The following is a 14,358-nucleotide window of genomic DNA, read 5'->3' as shown; positions in this document are numbered from 1 at the left end:
CAAAACGTGCAAAATCAGCGTGAAAAGCCTATATTTCCCAATTGGGAATGCAAAAATGAACTCGAAAGTGCAAAGCCTGAAAGCCTTTCTCGCCAGCGCCCACGGGGTCGCCCTGGTCGAAGTGGCTGGCACCAAAGGCTCGACGCCGCGCGAGAAGGGCGCCTTCATGCTCGTCTCGGCATCGGCCACCTTTGGCACGATCGGCGGCGGCCAGCTCGAATACATGGCCATCGACAAGGCCAGGCAGATGCTTTTCTCCCCCCTCGAGGGGGGAGAGGAGCGATCGGCCGTAGGCCGAGAAAAAGCCAACGATTTGGCTTTTTCAGCGACGAGCGCCCGGAGCGATAGCGAAGGGCAGGCCGCGAAGCGGCCAGAGGGGGTCCTCTCAAAAGGCACCGCAAGGACGTCGAGACCGGTCGATCCGACCCCACCCGGCGGCTTTGCCGCCACCCTCCCCTCAAGGGGGAGGGGAACCTGCATCGAGGTCGACGAAGCCTGCGCCACGCTCGACGTCCCGCTGGGGCCCGAAATCGGCCAATGCTGCGGCGGGCGCGTTGAGGTTCTGATCCGGCTGGTCGATGCCGCGCTTGCCGTCGATCTGATTGCGGCCGCGGAAGCCGAACAGGCGCACCTGCCGCATGTCTATATCTTCGGCGGCGGCCATGTCGGCCAGGCGCTGGCGTCGACGATAGCGCTTCTTCCCGTCCACGGCGTCATCATCGAAACGCGGGCCGAAGCGCTGGAATGCATGCCCGAAACCGTCGAGACGCGGCTGACGCCGATGCCGGAGGCCGAGGTGCGCAAGGCGCCCGCCGGCACGGCTTTCGCTATCCTCACCCATGACCACGCGCTGGACTTCCTGATCGTCGCCGAAGCGCTGAGGCGCGGCGACACCGCCTATGTCGGCATGATCGGCTCGAAAGCCAAGAAAGCGACCTTCAGGAACTGGTTCCTGAAATCGGCTGATGGCACGGAAGCGGAGTTTACCCGCCTCGTCTCGCCGATCGGCGGTGATGCCGTCAAGGACAAGCGGCCGCAAGTTATTGCGGCGCTGGCGGCGGCTGAGATCATGACGGCGCTGGTTGCTCACGCCGCTGCCCCGGGTGCCGACCATCAGGTCCAAGACAAGGCGATGGCCGGCTAAGCCGCGACTACACCGGCCGCTTCAAGCCCAGATGGTCGCGCAGCGTTCGGCCTTCATAATCCCTGCGGAACAGGCCGCGCCGCTGCAGCTCCGGCACCACGAGTTCGCAAAAGGCATCGAGTTCGCCGGGGAAGTAAGACGGCATGACGTTGAAGCCGTCGGCCGCGCCGCCTTCGAACCGCGCCTGCAATTCGTCGGCGATCTGGGCCGCCGTGCCGACGATACGCCAATGACCCCTGGCGCCGGCGAAATGACGGGCAAGCTGGCGGATGGAAAGGCCGTCGCGGCGCGATTGTTCGATGACCAGAGCCTGCCGGCTCTTCATGCCCTCGCTTTCCGGCAATTCGGGCAGCGGCCCGTCGATCGGATAGCGCCGCAGATCGGAGATGCTGAGATAGCTGGACAGCAGCGCCACGCCGACGTCGTCGGGGATCAGCGCCTGCAATTCCTCGAATTTTTCCCGGGCCTCGACTTCCGTTTCCGCCACCACGGGCGCGACGCCGGGCATGATCTTGATGTCGTCCGGCTCGCGTCTATAGATTGCCATGCGCCCCTTGAGGTCGTCGTAGAAGGCCTTCGCCTCCTCGAAGGTCTGCGCTGCCGTGAACACCACGTCGGCGGTTCGGGCGGCCAGATCGCGGCCGACATCCGAGGCGCCGGCCTGGACCATGACCGGCGCGCCCTGCGGCGAACGCGGCAGGTCGAGCGGGTCGCGAACCGAAAAGCTCTGGCCGTCATGGCCGGAAGCGCCGAGCTTGCCGTGCCAAAGCCCGGTTACCACCTCGGCGAATTCGCGCGCCCGCTCATAGCGGTCGGCATGGGGCTTGAGGCCGGTCGCGCCGAAATTGGCGGCCTCGATGGGGCTTGCCGATGTGACCAGGTTCCAGCCGGCCCGTCCGTGGCTCAGATGGTCGAGAGACAGGAAGGTCCGCGCCAGCCCGTAGGGCTCGTTGTAGCTCGTCGAGGCGGTGGAGACGAGACCGATGCGGCTGGTCTGCACGGCGAGCGCCGAAAGCAGGCTGATCGGCTCGAAGCCGATCGAGCGCGACGTCTGGCTGGCAATGCCGATATTGGCCTCGCGCAGGCCGGCGGCGTCCTCGCAGAAGATCATGTCAAACTTCGCCGCTTCCGCCGTGCGCGCCAGCTGGATGTAGTGATCGATGTCGATGCCGGCGGTCACATGCGCCTTGGGGTGGCGCCAGGCGGCGATGTGGTGGCCCGTCGCCCACAGGAAGGCGCCGAGCTTCATCTGCGCGGTCATTGGTCACCTCCGCCGGCAAGGCCAAGATGCGAGCGCAACGTCGTGCCCCGATAACCGTCCCGCAAAAGGCCGCGCCGCCGCAGCTCCGGCAACACGCGGCCGACGAAATCGTCCAGTGCCGGGGGCGGCATCGTGATGTTGAACCCATCGCAGTCTTGCGAGCGGAACGATGTATCGAGACGATCGACATCGGTATCGACGCCGACATTCAGCAACACCTTGACAGAGCCTGGTTCACGTCCGCAGACGGCCACGCGCCGCTTCAGATCGTCATGACGCGCCTTGGCGTCCTCGGCAGATCCGTCCAGGAGGATGACGTCGGCGGTCCGGGCGGCGATATCCATGTCGGCTTCGGACAGAACGGACAGCACCAGCACCGGCTGATCCTGCGGCGAGCGCGCGACGTTGAGCGGGCCGCGCACCGAGAAAAATTCGCCCTTGTGGTCGAGCAGGTGCATCTTTGCCGGGTCATGGAAGCGGCCGCCGCCCTTGTCGAACAGCAGCGCATCCGCGTCCCAGCCCTGCCACAAGCCTCGTACGATCCCGATATATTCCTCGGTGCGGCGGCGGAAATCATCGTTGGAAAATTCATCCGGCCGGCTGAAATTGGCCGCCTCGCGTGACGCCTGCGCCATCGTCGCGTGCCAGCCGGCGCGGCCATGGCTGATAATGTCGAGCGAGGCGAAACGGCGCGCCAGATTGTAGGGCTGGTGGGCGACGGTCGAGGCCGCGGCGACCAGCCCGATCCTGCTTGTCACGGTCGCCAATGCGGCCAGCAAGGTGGTCGCTTCGAAAGGGCTGATGGACGCGGGGGCATCTGGCGCGGAGTCTTCAAGGATAATCATATCCAGCCCGGCCGCTTCCGCCTGCCGGACAAAGCCGGCCACATCCCTGAAAGTGAGCGCGCTGGTCTGGCCGGCCATGGAAGCAATGTTGAGCGAAACGGTGAGATGCATTGTGGTTTGCTCGTCGCGCATTCATCGACCATGAGGCGTTGCATGCGAACCTAAGTTCGCCTTCGCGCAAGGCAACCCCTTAGACTGGGCCAGGAGCCGTTCACTTTCCAGCCAGTCCCTATTTGCCCGCCAGTATATCGTTGATCAGCCGCTGGCAGCGCTCGGCCATGAAGTCGAGCAGCAGGCGCACCTTGGGGTCCTGCAGCTTCTTGTGCGGATAGACGGCGGCGAACTGCACCGGCGTCGGCGGGGTGCTGTTCAGGATCACCTTCAGCCGCCGGTCGCGTATAAAGGGTTCGACCTCGAAGCGCGGCTTGTTGATGATGCCGCGCCCGGACAGCGCCCAGCCGGTCAGCACATCGCCGTCATCGGTGTCGTAGGGGCCATGCACTTCGAATTTCTGCGGCCCGGTGGGTGTCTGCAGTGTCCACACATATTCGCGCGCACCGGAATAGCGCAGCATCAGGCAATCGTGCTTGCGGCCGATCAGTTCCTGCGGCTCCACCGGTTCGCCGCGCGCCTCCAGATATTTCGGCGCCGCCACCAGCACGCGTTCGCATTCCATGATGCCGCGCATCCTGAGGCTGGAATCCTCGATGATGCCGAGCCGGAAAGCGACGTCGATGCCTTCCTTCATGATATCGACATTGTGGTCCGAGAGCCTCAGCCGCACCTCGATGTCGGGGTATTTGTCGTGGAAATCGGGGATGCCCGAGGCCACCAGCCGGCGGCCGAGGCCGAGCGGCGCGGTTACGCGGATGGTGCCGCGCGGCTGGCCGGACAGCGCCGAGACGGCGGCCTCCGCTTCGGTGATCGCTTCCAGCACCTGCTTGGCGCCCGCATAAAAAACCGTGCCGTGCTCGGTCGGCATCAATTGCCGCGTGGTGCGGTTGAACAGCCGCACGCCAAGATGCTTTTCCAACTCCTTGATGCGGTTGGAGGCGACCGCCGGCGAAATGCGCATGTCACGGCCCGCCGCCGACAGATTGCCGAGTTCGACGACGCGGACGAAAACGGCGATGTTGTCGAGATAGGCCATGCGGAGCACCTTCGCCGGTTTGCAGCGATTAGCCTAGCGCATGACCCCGAAAAATCGGAATCGATTTTCGGAAAGGATCATGCGCCAGATCAAAGTGCTACAGCGTCCTTTGCGCGTCCAAGAGGACGCGCGGCGCTGTAGTATTTTCCATTTTTTTTTGAAAGTCATCGTACACGTCGCCTCTTTTCGTTTGCGCGCGACACCGTAAAGTCGCGTCATCGGCAGGGACGACGTCAATGATGGATTTCGCGATTTTCTGGGACTGGCTGAGCTTCGCCGTGCGCTGGCTGCATGTCATCACCGGCATCGCCTGGATCGGCTCGTCTTTCTATTTCGTCGCGCTCGATCTTGGCTTGCGCCAGCGTCCGGGCATGCCGGTCGGTGCCTTCGGCGAGGAATGGCAGGTGCATGGCGGCGGCTTCTACCACATCCAGAAATATCTGGTGGCGCCGGCCGAGATGCCCGAGCACCTGACCTGGTTCAAATGGGAATCCTACGCCACCTGGCTGTCAGGCTTCGCCATGCTGTGCGTGGTCTATTATGCCGGAGCCGATCTGTTCCTGATCGATCCCAACGTGCTGCCGATGTCGGTACCCGTGGGCATCTTGCTGTCCATGGCGACAATCGGCGTCGGCTGGGTGGTTTATGATCTCCTGTGCCGCTCGCCGCTGGGCAAAAGCGATACCGGCCTGATGCTGGTGCTCTACTGCGTGCTGGTGTTCATCGCCTGGGGGCTGACGCACCTGTTCACTGGCCGCGCCGCCTTCCTGCATCTGGGCGCCATCACCGCCACCATCATGTCGGCCAATGTCTTCATGGTCATCATCCCCAACCAGAAGATCGTCGTTGCCGACCTCATCGCCGGCCGCAAGCCCGATCCGAAATACGGCAAGATCGCCAAGCAGCGCTCGCTCCACAACAACTATCTGACGCTGCCGGTGCTCTTCCTGATGCTGTCGAACCATTATCCGCTGGCGTTCGGGACCGAGTTCAACTGGGTCATCGCCTCGCTGGTGTTCATCATCGGCGTGCTGATCCGGCACTATTTCAACAGCGTCCATGCGCGCAAGGGCAACCCGCACTGGACCTGGCTGGGCGCCCTTGTCCTATTCATCATCATCATCTGGCTGTCGACCGTGCCGAGGGTGCTGACCGACGAACCCAAGCCATCCGCATCGGCGGAACTCTATATCGCCTCCGCGCATTTCCCCGCCGTGCGCGACACCGTGCTCGGCCGCTGTTCGATGTGCCATGCGGCGGAGCCGGTCTATGAGGGCATCTATCATGCACCCAAGGGCGTGATGCTCGACACCGACGCAGGTATCGCCGAGCATGCCCGCGAGATTTATCTGCAGGCCGGACGCAGCCACGCCATGCCGCCTGCCAATGTCTCGCAGATATCAGACAAGGAGCGGGCGCTGCTGGTGGCCTGGTTCGAAGGCGCAGGGAAATAGGCATGACCTCGATACTTCTGCGCGGCCGCACGCTGTCCTTCGAGCGCTGGCCGCAAACCATCGACGACCATTCGGCCTGGCGCTACGAGGAAGATGGCGGCCTGCTGATCGGCGATGGCAGGATCGTCGCCGCCGGTGCCTATGCCGACGTCGAAAAGCAGGCTGGCGAGGCGGTGAGAAAAATCGACCACCGGCCGCATCTGTTGCTGCCCGGCTTGATCGATGCGCATGCGCATTTTCCGCAGATGCAGGTCATTGCTTCCTATGGCGCCGAACTGCTCGACTGGCTGAACACCTACACCTTCCCGGAGGAGAAAAAATTCGCCAACGCGCAGCATGGACGCCGCATAGCGCGGCTGTTCCTCGACGAGATGGTGCGTCACGGCACCACGACGGTGGTCGCCTACTGCTCGGTGCACAAGGCCTCGGCGGAGGCCTTCTTCGCCGAATCGCACGATCGCAACATGCTCAACATCGCCGGCAAGGTGATGATGGACCGCAATGCGCCCGAAGGTGTGCTCGACACGCCGCAATCCGGTTATGACGACACCAAGGCGCTGATAAAGGAATGGCATGGCAAGGGGCGCCAGCTTTATGCCATCACCCCGCGCTTCGCCATCACCTCGTCGCCGCAGCAGATGGAGATGGCAGGAGCGCTCTGCCGCGAGCACCCCGACCTGCACATGCAGACGCATCTGTCGGAAAACCACGCCGAGATCGCCTTCACACAACAGCTTTATCCGTGGTCGCGCGACTACACCGAGGTCTACGAGCATTACGGCCTGCTGGGCAAAAAGAGCCTGTTCGGCCACTGCATCCATCTCTCCGAGCGCGAGGCGGACGCGCTGTCGAATAGCGGCTCGGTTGCGGTATTCTGTCCGACCTCCAACCTCTTCCTCGGCTCCGGCCTGTTCGATTATCAGCGCTACCGCAAGCGTGACAAAGCGCTGCGCATCGCCGCCGCCACCGATGTCGGCGGCGGCACCAACTATTCGATGCTGCGCACCATGGACGAGGGCTACAAGGTGATCGCGTTGAATGGCGAGAAGCTGAACCCGTTCCAGTCTTTCTGGCAGATCACGCGCGGCAATGCCGAGGCGCTGTCGGCGGTGGAAAGGATCGGCACGCTGACCGAAGGCACCGATGCCGACATCGTGGTGCTGGATGCGAACGCCACGCCGGCGATGCGGCTCAGGATGGAAACGGTCGAGACCCTGGCCCAGGAACTGTTTCTCCTGCAGACGCTGGGCGATGACCGCGCCGTGCGCGAGGTCTATGTCGCCGGGCGGGCAGCGAAGACAGACATGATCGCGGTTTAAGACCGACCGCCGAGGGGAGAGGACCGCAACTCGGTGGAGTGGGGGGGCGACGCTGGCGGGGCAAGACGACCGCTGCGACGGAGCTTGACCGGGCAGAGCTTGTCGTACAAACGACGTGTGACGATTTTCGGAGGAAGAAAATGGCCGCCGCGGACGACATCGCTCTGATCAAGAGACAGGAAGAGGTTCTTGTCTTTCCCGCCTTCGACGAGGCTGTCGCTTTCAAGATCGGTTCGGCCATCCGCGACCGCGCGCTTGCCGAGAACATGCCAGTTATCGTCGACATCAGGACTTTCGACCGGCCGCTGTTCTATGCGGCGATGCCGGGCTCGAACGCCTCCAATCCCGACTGGGCGCGGCGCAAGATCAACGTCGTCAGGCGGTATCTCAGGAGCACCTATCGGCTGGTGCTGGAGCAGCAACGCCCGGACCGCACCTTCAAGGTCGGCGAAGGCCTCGACATCTCGGACTATGTGTTGGCCGGCGGTGGTTTTCCGGTCACGGTCAAGGGCTCCGGCGTCATCGGCGTGATCGCGGTGTCCGGCCTGCCGGAGCGCGAGGATCACGGCGTGGTCGTCGATGCGCTGTGCGCACACCTGGGCATCGACCGCCAAGAGCTTGCCTTGCCGCCGGAAGCCAAATGACAGAGCTCGACCCCAAGGCCTTCCTCATCTCGATCTTCGACGCCGCCGTCGCCGCCGCCGATCCGGAGCGCACCATCAGGGATCATCTGCCGGCCAGACCCAAAGGTCGCACCATCGTCATTGGCGCGGGAAAAGGCTCGGCGCAGATGGCGGCGGCATTCGAGAAGGTCTGGGACGGGCCGATCGAAGGTCTGGTTGTCACCCGCTACGGCTATGGTGCCAAATGCGAGCGGATCGAGATCATCGAGGCGGCGCATCCTGTGCCGGACGCCGCTGGCCTGGAAGCCTCGCGGCGATTGCTGGAAAAGGTCCGGGGGCTGACCGCGGACGACCTTGTCGTGGCGCTGATTTCCGGCGGCGGCTCGGCGCTGCTGCCGTCGCCGGCCGCCGGCCTGACCCTCGCCGACGAGATAGCCGTCAACGAGGCGCTGCTTGCTTCCGGCGCACCGATCGCGGCGATGAACACCATCCGCAAGCACCTTTCCACCATCAAGGGTGGCCGGCTGGCGGCCGCCGCATGGCCGGCCAAGGTGGTGTCGCTGGTTGTCTCCGACATTCCCGGCGACAATCCTGCACTTGTCGCCTCCGGGCCAACCGTGCCGGACGTTGGCAGCCGTGAAGATGCGCTGGCATCGATAGCGGCCTATGGCATGAAGCTGCCGGCTGCGGTGATGGCGCACATCAATTCGCCGGCTGCCGATGCCCCAAATCCCGACGATCAGCGCTTTTCGCGCAACGAGGTGCATCTCATCGCCTCGGCCGGCGTCTCGCTGGAAGCGGCCGCGGCGGAAGCGAGGCGCCGGGGCATCGAAGCGGTCATCCTCTCCGACGCCATCGAGGGCGAAGCGCGTGAGGTCGGCGGCGTGCATGCGGCGATTGCGCGTGAGGTCGCGACGCGCAACCGCCCATTCCAAAAGCCGGTGCTGATCCTGTCCGGTGGCGAAACAACCGTGACTTTGCGCGCCAAGGGCAAGGGTGGCCGCAACTCGGAATTCCTGCTCGCCTTCGCCATCGGCACCAACGGCGTTGAGGGTGTCCACGCCTTGGCCGCCGACACGGACGGCATCGACGGGTCGGAAGACAATGCCGGCGCCTTCGCCGATGGTTCGACCGTTTCGCGCATGCGGGCGGCGGGTGTGGATGCCAAGGCCATGCTGGCGGGCAACAACGCCTGGACGGCGTTCGACGCCGTCGGCGACCTTTTCGTGCCCGGCCCGACGGGCACGAATGTCAATGATCTCCGGGCGATCCTTATACGTTAGGGTAACAACTCAAGCAGCCATCAACCGCTTCACCTGCTTCATGTCCTGCAGGAAGCGCTCGCGTTCGGCCGCCTTGTCCGCGGCCTCGCGGATGCGCAGGATGAAGGAGGGGTGGATGGTGACGAACACACGCAAGCCGTCCTCGCGCTCGATCACCTGGCCGCGCATCTTCGTCACCGGGATCGCCTTGCCCAGCAGCGACAATGCCGCAGTGGCGCCGAGCGCCACGGCGAGGTTCGGCTTGATGAGATCGAACTCCTGGTCGAGCCACCAGCGGCAAGCCTGAACCTCGCCGGCATTCGGCTTGGAGTGGATGCGACGCTTGCCGCGCGGCTCGAATTTGAAGTGCTTGACCGCGTTGGTGACGTAGACTTTTTGACGGTCAACGTCCGCGTCATCAAGGATGGCATCGAACACCCTGCCCGCCGGGCCGACAAATGGTTTGCCGGCGAGATCCTCCTGGTCACCGGGCTGTTCGCCGACGAAGATCACCTTGGCCCCATCAGGCCCTTCGCCGAACACGGTCTGCGTTGCATTGCGCCACAGCGGACAGCGACGGCAACCTTCCGCCGCCTCGCGCAGTTCCGGGATCGAGTTGGCATCAGGCTCGTCCGATTTCAGTTCGGCGCGTGGCGCGGAAACGCGCCGGGCCGGCATCTTCGCATCGCGCGGAAGGCCTGTGGTCGCCATCATCCTGCCTCGTCCATTCCAATATTGAAATGGTCGAAGGGGGCGATGGTTCCCTGCTCAGACCTCGTGCAGGTAGAGATGATAATCCAGTTCGCTCACCGTGCGCGCGACGCGAAGATATTCGGACTGCTTGATCGCCACGAAGGTGCGGTGCAAATCCTCGCCGAGCGCACCCTTCAGGAAGCTCGACCCCCTCGCGGCCTCGATGGCGGCGCGCCAGTCGGCCGGCATCGTCGTACGGGTGACGGCCGCCTCATAGCCATTGCCGGTCGTTTCGGGGCCGGGATCAAGCCCCTCGTCGAGGCCCTTGATGATACCGGCGAGCACTGTCGCGGCAATCAGGTAGGGGTTGGCGTCGACACCGGACGGCCGGTGCTCGATGCGCCGGTTCTTGGCGTCGCCCGCCGGCACGCGCAACGCCACGGAACGGTTGTTGACGCCCCAGGTCGGTGCGACCGGGGCGTAGGATTGCGAGACGAAACGCCGCCAGGAATTGGCGTGCGGCGCAAACACCAGCATCGATTCCGCCATCGTCTGGATCAGGCCGCCGAGACCGCGCAGCAGGGGCAGCGACCAGCTTTCGCCGCCGGCTTCCGAAAATACGTTTCGGCCCGCCTTGTCCTGCAGCGAGACGTGGAAATGCATGCCCGAACCGGCGTATTTCTCGATCGGCTTGGCCATGAAACAGGCGGTGACGCCGTGACGGCGCGCCTGTGCCCGCACCAGCCGCTTCAGCATGACGAGGTCGTCGGCTGCCCGCATCACGTCCTTGCGGTAGTTCAGCGTCAATTCGTACTGGCCCGGCGCATATTCGGAAATCACCGTCTCGGCCGGAATTCCCTGCACCTTGGCGGCCGCATAGATGTCGGAGAACAGCGGCTCCATGCCGTGCAGATGGTCGACGGAATAAACTTCCGTCTTGCCTGAGACCCGGCCGTCAAGCACCGCGCGCGCCGGCTGCACCTTGCCGTCGGCGTCGCGTTCGTTGGCCAGCAGGAAAAATTCGAGTTCGAAGGCACCGGCCGGATAGAGGCCCTTTGCCGCCAGTATGTCGACTTGCCGGGCCAGTGCCAGCCGCGGGTCCGAAGACATCGGCTGGCCTTCGAGATGGTACATCGCCATCAGCACTTGGCCGCGCGGCGGGTTGGTGCCATGGAGCGGCACAAGCGTGCCGGGGATCGGCCATGCCCGGAGATCGCCGTCACCGGTCGTCCAGATCAGTCCGGTTTCGTGCACATCCTCGCCGGTGATGTCGAGGCCGAGGATCGAGATCGGCATGTGGCGGCCGCCCTCGAAGATGCTTTTCAGCTCATGCCGGCGCACGATCTTGCCGCGGCCGACGCCATTGGCGTCTGTCAGCACGATATCGAAGGCTTCGATTTCGGGATGGGCGTCGAGAAAGGCTTGCGCCTCGGTGGGCGAGGAGCCCGAAGGTGAGGTCACGATGGCATTGTCCATGGCCGCTTGTCTCATGCCGCAAGCTTTGCCGCAACCGCGCCGAAGGCGGCGATCAGCCGGTTGACCTGGGCGCCTGACGTCGCCGGCGAGATCAGCATCATGTTGTGGAAGGGCGCGATCAACACGCCGCGATTGACCAGCGCGACATGGATGGCGGCTTCCAGCTCCGGCGCATGCGCACCCTCCGCCTCGGCGCCATTGCGCAGCGGGCCGGGCGCGCAGATGAACTCGACCCGGGCGCCGACACGGGCGACATGCCAGGGCAGGCGATAGCGGTCGATCGCGCCGGTCAGGCCGGCATCGAGCTGCCGTGCCAGATGGTCCATGCGAGCGTAATTGTCCTCGGTCATCACCTCTTCGAGCGTGGCGCGCATGGTGGCGAACTGCAGCGGGTTGGCCGAGAGCGTCGTGCCCATGCCGGAATAGCCCGGTTCCTTCGTCCTGTTGTAATCGGCGTAGCGCGAGGCGACCTCGTCGCTCATGCCCCAGACGCTTGCCGGCACACCGCCGGCGATCGGCTTGCCCAGCACGAACAAGTCCGGATCGAGCCCGTATTTCCTTGTGTAGCCGCCCGGACCGGTCGAAATCGTGTGCGTTTCGTCGATCAGAAGCAGCGTGCCGGTCGCGCGGGTGAGACGCCGCAACGCATCGTGGAAGCCGGGATCGGCCAGAACCATGCAGGAATTGGTCAGCACCGGTTCCGCGATGACGCAGGCGACATCCTTGTCCTTGAGCGCTGCCTCGAGCGCCGGAATGTTGTTGAACTCGATGACCTTGGCCGTTCGGGTCAGGTCGCGGAACTCGCCAGCCAGTCCCGGCCGGTTGACGGGCTTTCCGTCGATCAGCCGCACCATCGTCTCGTCCACCGAGCCGTGATAGCAGCCGTTGAAGACCAGGATCTTTTCCCGGCCGGTGACGGCGCGGGCGACGCGCAGCGCAAAGCGGTTGGCGTCGGTCGCCGTCGTCGCGATCTGCCAGAACGGCAGGCCGAAACGCTGCTGCAGCAGCGGCCCGATGGCGAGCGCGTCTTCCGAAGGCAGCATATAGGTCAGCCCGCGCCCGGCCTGGCGGCGGATGGCGCGCGCCACCGCTGGCGGCGAATGACCGAACATCGAGCCGGTGTCGCCGAGGCAGAAATCGTCGAGCCTGTTGCCGTCGATGTCGGTGATCGTGGCGCCCCTGGCGCTGTCGACCAGGATCGGAAATGGCGTTGGCCAGTCCTTCATCCAGTGCATTGGCACGCCGCCGAAGAAGCCGGGCAGGCCGTTGCCGACCTTCGCTTGCGATTTCGGCCGTGCCTTGCGGAACACTTCTCCTTCGGTCTCGCGCAGATTGGCGATGCGGTCGCGGCTGATGCCGCCGATGACCGTCTTTGACATGTCGCTGCTGTGCATGGAAACCCCTCTGATCGTTCCTCTTAGCCAATCCGTGTCGGCATCCGCAATTGGCCGGGCGCCCGTCCTCTATTGGCGCAGCGTTCGGCAGCGGCGCTTGACCGTGCCGCTGAAGTCAGCGCCAATATGAGTGTAGGATTGAGGTGGGGAGGCAAAAATGCGGACGATTGTCTGTGTGGCAATGTTTCTGTCGTCGGCCGGCGCGGCCCTCGCCTCGGGCGGCATCTGGTGCAACGCCGACGATACGGCTGTCACATTCGACGTCGGCGCCGGCGTCACCAGAGGAATGGGCGGCCCGACCTTCAACTTTCGCGGCGATCTCGAAATCAAGGCGCGGCCGGCCGGCGACGGATTGCGCAAGACGGTGTTCGAGGATTCCAACCTGACCCAGTACTGGCTGGACGACAAGGAGCTGCGGCTGAACATCTACCGCGAGTACGAGGTGGCAAGCACCTTCAATTCAGTTGAACTGACGATCCTGACCAAAACCAGCGACGAAGGCGTCTATGACGGGCAGTACACGCTTGCCGTCTATGACAATGCCGCCGACACGGACAAGGACGGCAAGCCGACGGAGTTGACGGGCAAGGTGTCGTGCGGCGCCGAGTGATCCGCTATTTTGAAACTACGCCGTGATGTCGATGACGCCGCAGTCGCCGGCGGCACTGCCGAAGGCGATGCGGCGTTCTTCCTTGTCCCACATCATCGAGGTGATCGCGCCCTTGCCTGGCCGCCGCAACAGCACTTCCTTGGCGTCCGAGAAGCGCACCGCCATCACCATGCCGTCATCATAGCCGACGGCGACGACATCCTGGCTCGGGTGGCAAGCGACTGCCGTCACCATGGCGTTGCCGCGCGTGCCGAGTTCCAGCGGCGCCTTGCCCATCGGGCCGTCCTTGCCTGAAAACGGCCAGACGATCGCCGCCGGCGCGCCGGAACTCGCCAGCCATTTGCCTTTGACGCTCCATGACAGGCTTTTGACCTTGCCGGGATAGCCGGTCATGCGCATGTGCTTGCCGTCCGCCAGCTTCCAGCCGTGCAAGGCGTTTTCCTGCATGGTGGTGACGAGGAAGGCGCCGTCCGGCGAAAAGGTGATGCCGGTGTGGGCGCCGGCCCATTCAAGTTCCACCGGCTTGCCCTCGGCGGCTGGGAAATGCAGCGTCGCGCCATTGTAGCGGGCAACACCGAAGCGCATGCCCTTGGGCGAAAACGCCAGTCCCTCGACCGAGCGCGGATGGACGAATTCCCGGGTCTTGCCGTCGGCGAAACGCACGAAGGCGGTTTTCCCCGTCGCATAGGCAATGGCGCCCTGCGGTCCGGCCGCGACGCTGGTGATCCACTTCTTGCCGGCTGTCGCCAATTCCTGTGCCTCGCCACCTGCCTTCACGGCAAACACCTTGCCGTCCTCACCGCCGGTGATCAGCCGGTCGTTGGCTGCGTCGTGGAAGGCCGCGAGCAGCCCGTCATTGGCCTGAACCGTCTTGTGGCCATTGTCGAGCCGGTGGACGGCGCCATCGGCCAGCACGAAATGCGGCACATCGCCGAGGAAGACGGCGGCAAGGCAGTGGCCTTCGAGATCAAGCGGGGCGACGGTGGGCATGTAAGAACATTCCATTCGATCGGAAGCCGCCAGCGCGGCTGGGTGCGCTCCGCCTTCTCCCCCTGTGGGAGAAGGTGGATCGGCGCGCAGCGCCGAGACGGATGAGGGGTGCGTGACGGAGTGCCGTCATTGCCAAG

General features: G+C 64.4%; 13 protein-coding genes. 6 read left to right on the top strand and 7 right to left on the bottom strand.

The features are described 5' to 3' along the window. Window positions 1–55 precede the first annotated feature (55 nt). Entirely contained in the window at window positions 56–1,144 is a 1,089-nt protein-coding gene (gene xdhC, locus X741_RS164900; protein WP_023775925.1) for a xanthine dehydrogenase accessory protein XdhC, read from the top strand. 7 nt (window positions 1,145–1,151) lie between these two features. Here xdhC and X741_RS164905 read toward each other — a convergent pair whose 3' ends face one another. The 3 genes from X741_RS164905 to X741_RS164915 form a co-directional block, all read right to left on the bottom strand. Then, on the bottom strand, window positions 1,152–2,405 hold the full coding sequence (locus X741_RS164905; protein WP_023775924.1) for an LLM class flavin-dependent oxidoreductase: 1,254 nt from the start codon (window positions 2,403–2,405) through the stop codon (window positions 1,152–1,154). Further along, window positions 2,402–3,361 carry an LLM class flavin-dependent oxidoreductase gene (locus X741_RS164910; protein ID WP_023775923.1) on the bottom strand — a complete coding sequence of 320 codons (960 nt, stop codon included), beginning with the start codon at window positions 3,359–3,361 and terminating at the stop codon, window positions 2,402–2,404. Before X741_RS164910 ends, X741_RS164905 begins: the two co-directional genes overlap by 4 nt. Window positions 3,362–3,479: 118 nt before the next feature. Then, a complete protein-coding gene (locus X741_RS164915; RefSeq protein ID WP_023775922.1) occupies window positions 3,480–4,400 on the bottom strand; it encodes a LysR family transcriptional regulator in 921 nt (306 codons plus the stop codon). 236 nt (window positions 4,401–4,636) lie between these two features. Between X741_RS164915 and X741_RS164920 the strand changes: the two genes are divergently transcribed. The 4 genes from X741_RS164920 to X741_RS164935 all read left to right on the top strand — a co-directional run bounded on the left by X741_RS164920 (window position 4,637) and on the right by X741_RS164935 (window position 9,079). Further along, window positions 4,637–5,854 (top strand): urate hydroxylase PuuD, encoded by a 1,218-nt coding sequence (locus X741_RS164920; protein ID WP_023775921.1) that lies wholly within the window; start codon window positions 4,637–4,639, stop codon window positions 5,852–5,854. Window positions 5,855–5,856: 2 nt separating this feature from the next. Next, window positions 5,857–7,173 carry a guanine deaminase gene (gene guaD / locus X741_RS164925; protein ID WP_023775920.1) on the top strand — a complete coding sequence of 439 codons (1,317 nt, stop codon included), beginning with the start codon at window positions 5,857–5,859 and terminating at the stop codon, window positions 7,171–7,173. A 140-nt stretch (window positions 7,174–7,313) separates the two neighbouring features. Beyond that, the gene (locus tag X741_RS164930) at window positions 7,314–7,817 is read left to right on the top strand and encodes a heme-degrading domain-containing protein (protein ID WP_023775919.1); all 504 of its coding nucleotides are present in this window, start codon (window positions 7,314–7,316) and stop codon (window positions 7,815–7,817) included. After that, window positions 7,814–9,079 (top strand): glycerate kinase, encoded by a 1,266-nt coding sequence (locus X741_RS164935; protein ID WP_023775918.1) that lies wholly within the window; start codon window positions 7,814–7,816, stop codon window positions 9,077–9,079. Before X741_RS164930 ends, X741_RS164935 begins: the two co-directional genes overlap by 4 nt. Before the next feature lie 9 nt (window positions 9,080–9,088). Here the strand turns inward: X741_RS164935 and X741_RS164940 are convergent, their stop codons facing one another. The 3 genes from X741_RS164940 to X741_RS164950 form a co-directional block, all read right to left on the bottom strand. Next, the gene (locus X741_RS164940; RefSeq protein WP_023775917.1) at window positions 9,089–9,736 is read right to left on the bottom strand and encodes a UdgX family uracil-DNA binding protein; all 648 of its coding nucleotides are present in this window, start codon (window positions 9,734–9,736) and stop codon (window positions 9,089–9,091) included. A 90-nt stretch (window positions 9,737–9,826) separates the two neighbouring features. Continuing rightward, window positions 9,827–11,227 carry a glutamine synthetase family protein gene (locus X741_RS164945; protein WP_031249649.1) on the bottom strand — a complete coding sequence of 467 codons (1,401 nt, stop codon included), beginning with the start codon at window positions 11,225–11,227 and terminating at the stop codon, window positions 9,827–9,829. Window positions 11,228–11,238: 11 nt separating this feature from the next. After that, the gene (locus X741_RS164950) at window positions 11,239–12,621 is read right to left on the bottom strand and encodes an aspartate aminotransferase family protein (RefSeq protein WP_023775915.1); all 1,383 of its coding nucleotides are present in this window, start codon (window positions 12,619–12,621) and stop codon (window positions 11,239–11,241) included. 157 nt (window positions 12,622–12,778) lie between these two features. Here X741_RS164950 and X741_RS164955 point away from each other — a divergent pair, with 157 nt between their 5' ends. Further along, entirely contained in the window at window positions 12,779–13,231 is a 453-nt protein-coding gene (locus X741_RS164955) for a hypothetical protein (protein WP_023765566.1), read from the top strand. A 15-nt stretch (window positions 13,232–13,246) separates the two neighbouring features. Here X741_RS164955 and X741_RS164960 read toward each other — a convergent pair whose 3' ends face one another. Further along, on the bottom strand, window positions 13,247–14,221 hold the full coding sequence (locus X741_RS164960; protein WP_023775914.1) for a WD40 repeat domain-containing protein: 975 nt from the start codon (window positions 14,219–14,221) through the stop codon (window positions 13,247–13,249). Window positions 14,222–14,358: the final 137 nt, after the last annotated feature.

The organism is Mesorhizobium sp. LNHC221B00 (genome assembly GCF_000502935.1).
In the GTDB taxonomy this organism is placed as follows: domain Bacteria; phylum Pseudomonadota; class Alphaproteobacteria; order Rhizobiales; family Rhizobiaceae; genus Mesorhizobium; species Mesorhizobium opportunistum.
The sequence above is the reverse complement of the archived record's forward strand: the minus strand, read 5'-3'. Positions and strand labels throughout refer to the sequence as shown.

Bases quoted from the DNA above. Each gene is read 5' to 3' on its own strand.
- X741_RS164955 (WP_023765566.1), top strand. From the start codon at position 12,779: ATGCGGACGATTGTCTGTGTGGCAATGTTTCTGTCGTCGGCCGGCGCG.
- X741_RS164910 (WP_023775923.1), bottom strand. From the start codon at position 3,361: ATGCATCTCACCGTTTCGCTCAACATTGCTTCCATGGCCGGCCAGACC.
- xdhC (WP_023775925.1), top strand. From the start codon at position 56: ATGAACTCGAAAGTGCAAAGCCTGAAAGCCTTTCTCGCCAGCGCCCAC.
- X741_RS164930 (WP_023775919.1), top strand. From the start codon at position 7,314: ATGGCCGCCGCGGACGACATCGCTCTGATCAAGAGACAGGAAGAGGTT.
- X741_RS164945 (WP_031249649.1), bottom strand. From the start codon at position 11,227: ATGGACAATGCCATCGTGACCTCACCTTCGGGCTCCTCGCCCACCGAG.
- X741_RS164905 (WP_023775924.1), bottom strand. From the start codon at position 2,405: ATGACCGCGCAGATGAAGCTCGGCGCCTTCCTGTGGGCGACGGGCCAC.
- guaD (WP_023775920.1), top strand. From the start codon at position 5,857: ATGACCTCGATACTTCTGCGCGGCCGCACGCTGTCCTTCGAGCGCTGG.
- X741_RS164960 (WP_023775914.1), bottom strand. From the start codon at position 14,221: ATGCCCACCGTCGCCCCGCTTGATCTCGAAGGCCACTGCCTTGCCGCC.
- X741_RS164935 (WP_023775918.1), top strand. From the start codon at position 7,814: ATGACAGAGCTCGACCCCAAGGCCTTCCTCATCTCGATCTTCGACGCC.
- X741_RS164950 (WP_023775915.1), bottom strand. From the start codon at position 12,621: ATGCACAGCAGCGACATGTCAAAGACGGTCATCGGCGGCATCAGCCGC.
- X741_RS164920 (WP_023775921.1), top strand. From the start codon at position 4,637: ATGATGGATTTCGCGATTTTCTGGGACTGGCTGAGCTTCGCCGTGCGC.
- X741_RS164940 (WP_023775917.1), bottom strand. From the start codon at position 9,736: ATGCCGGCCCGGCGCGTTTCCGCGCCACGCGCCGAACTGAAATCGGAC.
- X741_RS164915 (WP_023775922.1), bottom strand. From the start codon at position 4,400: ATGGCCTATCTCGACAACATCGCCGTTTTCGTCCGCGTCGTCGAACTC.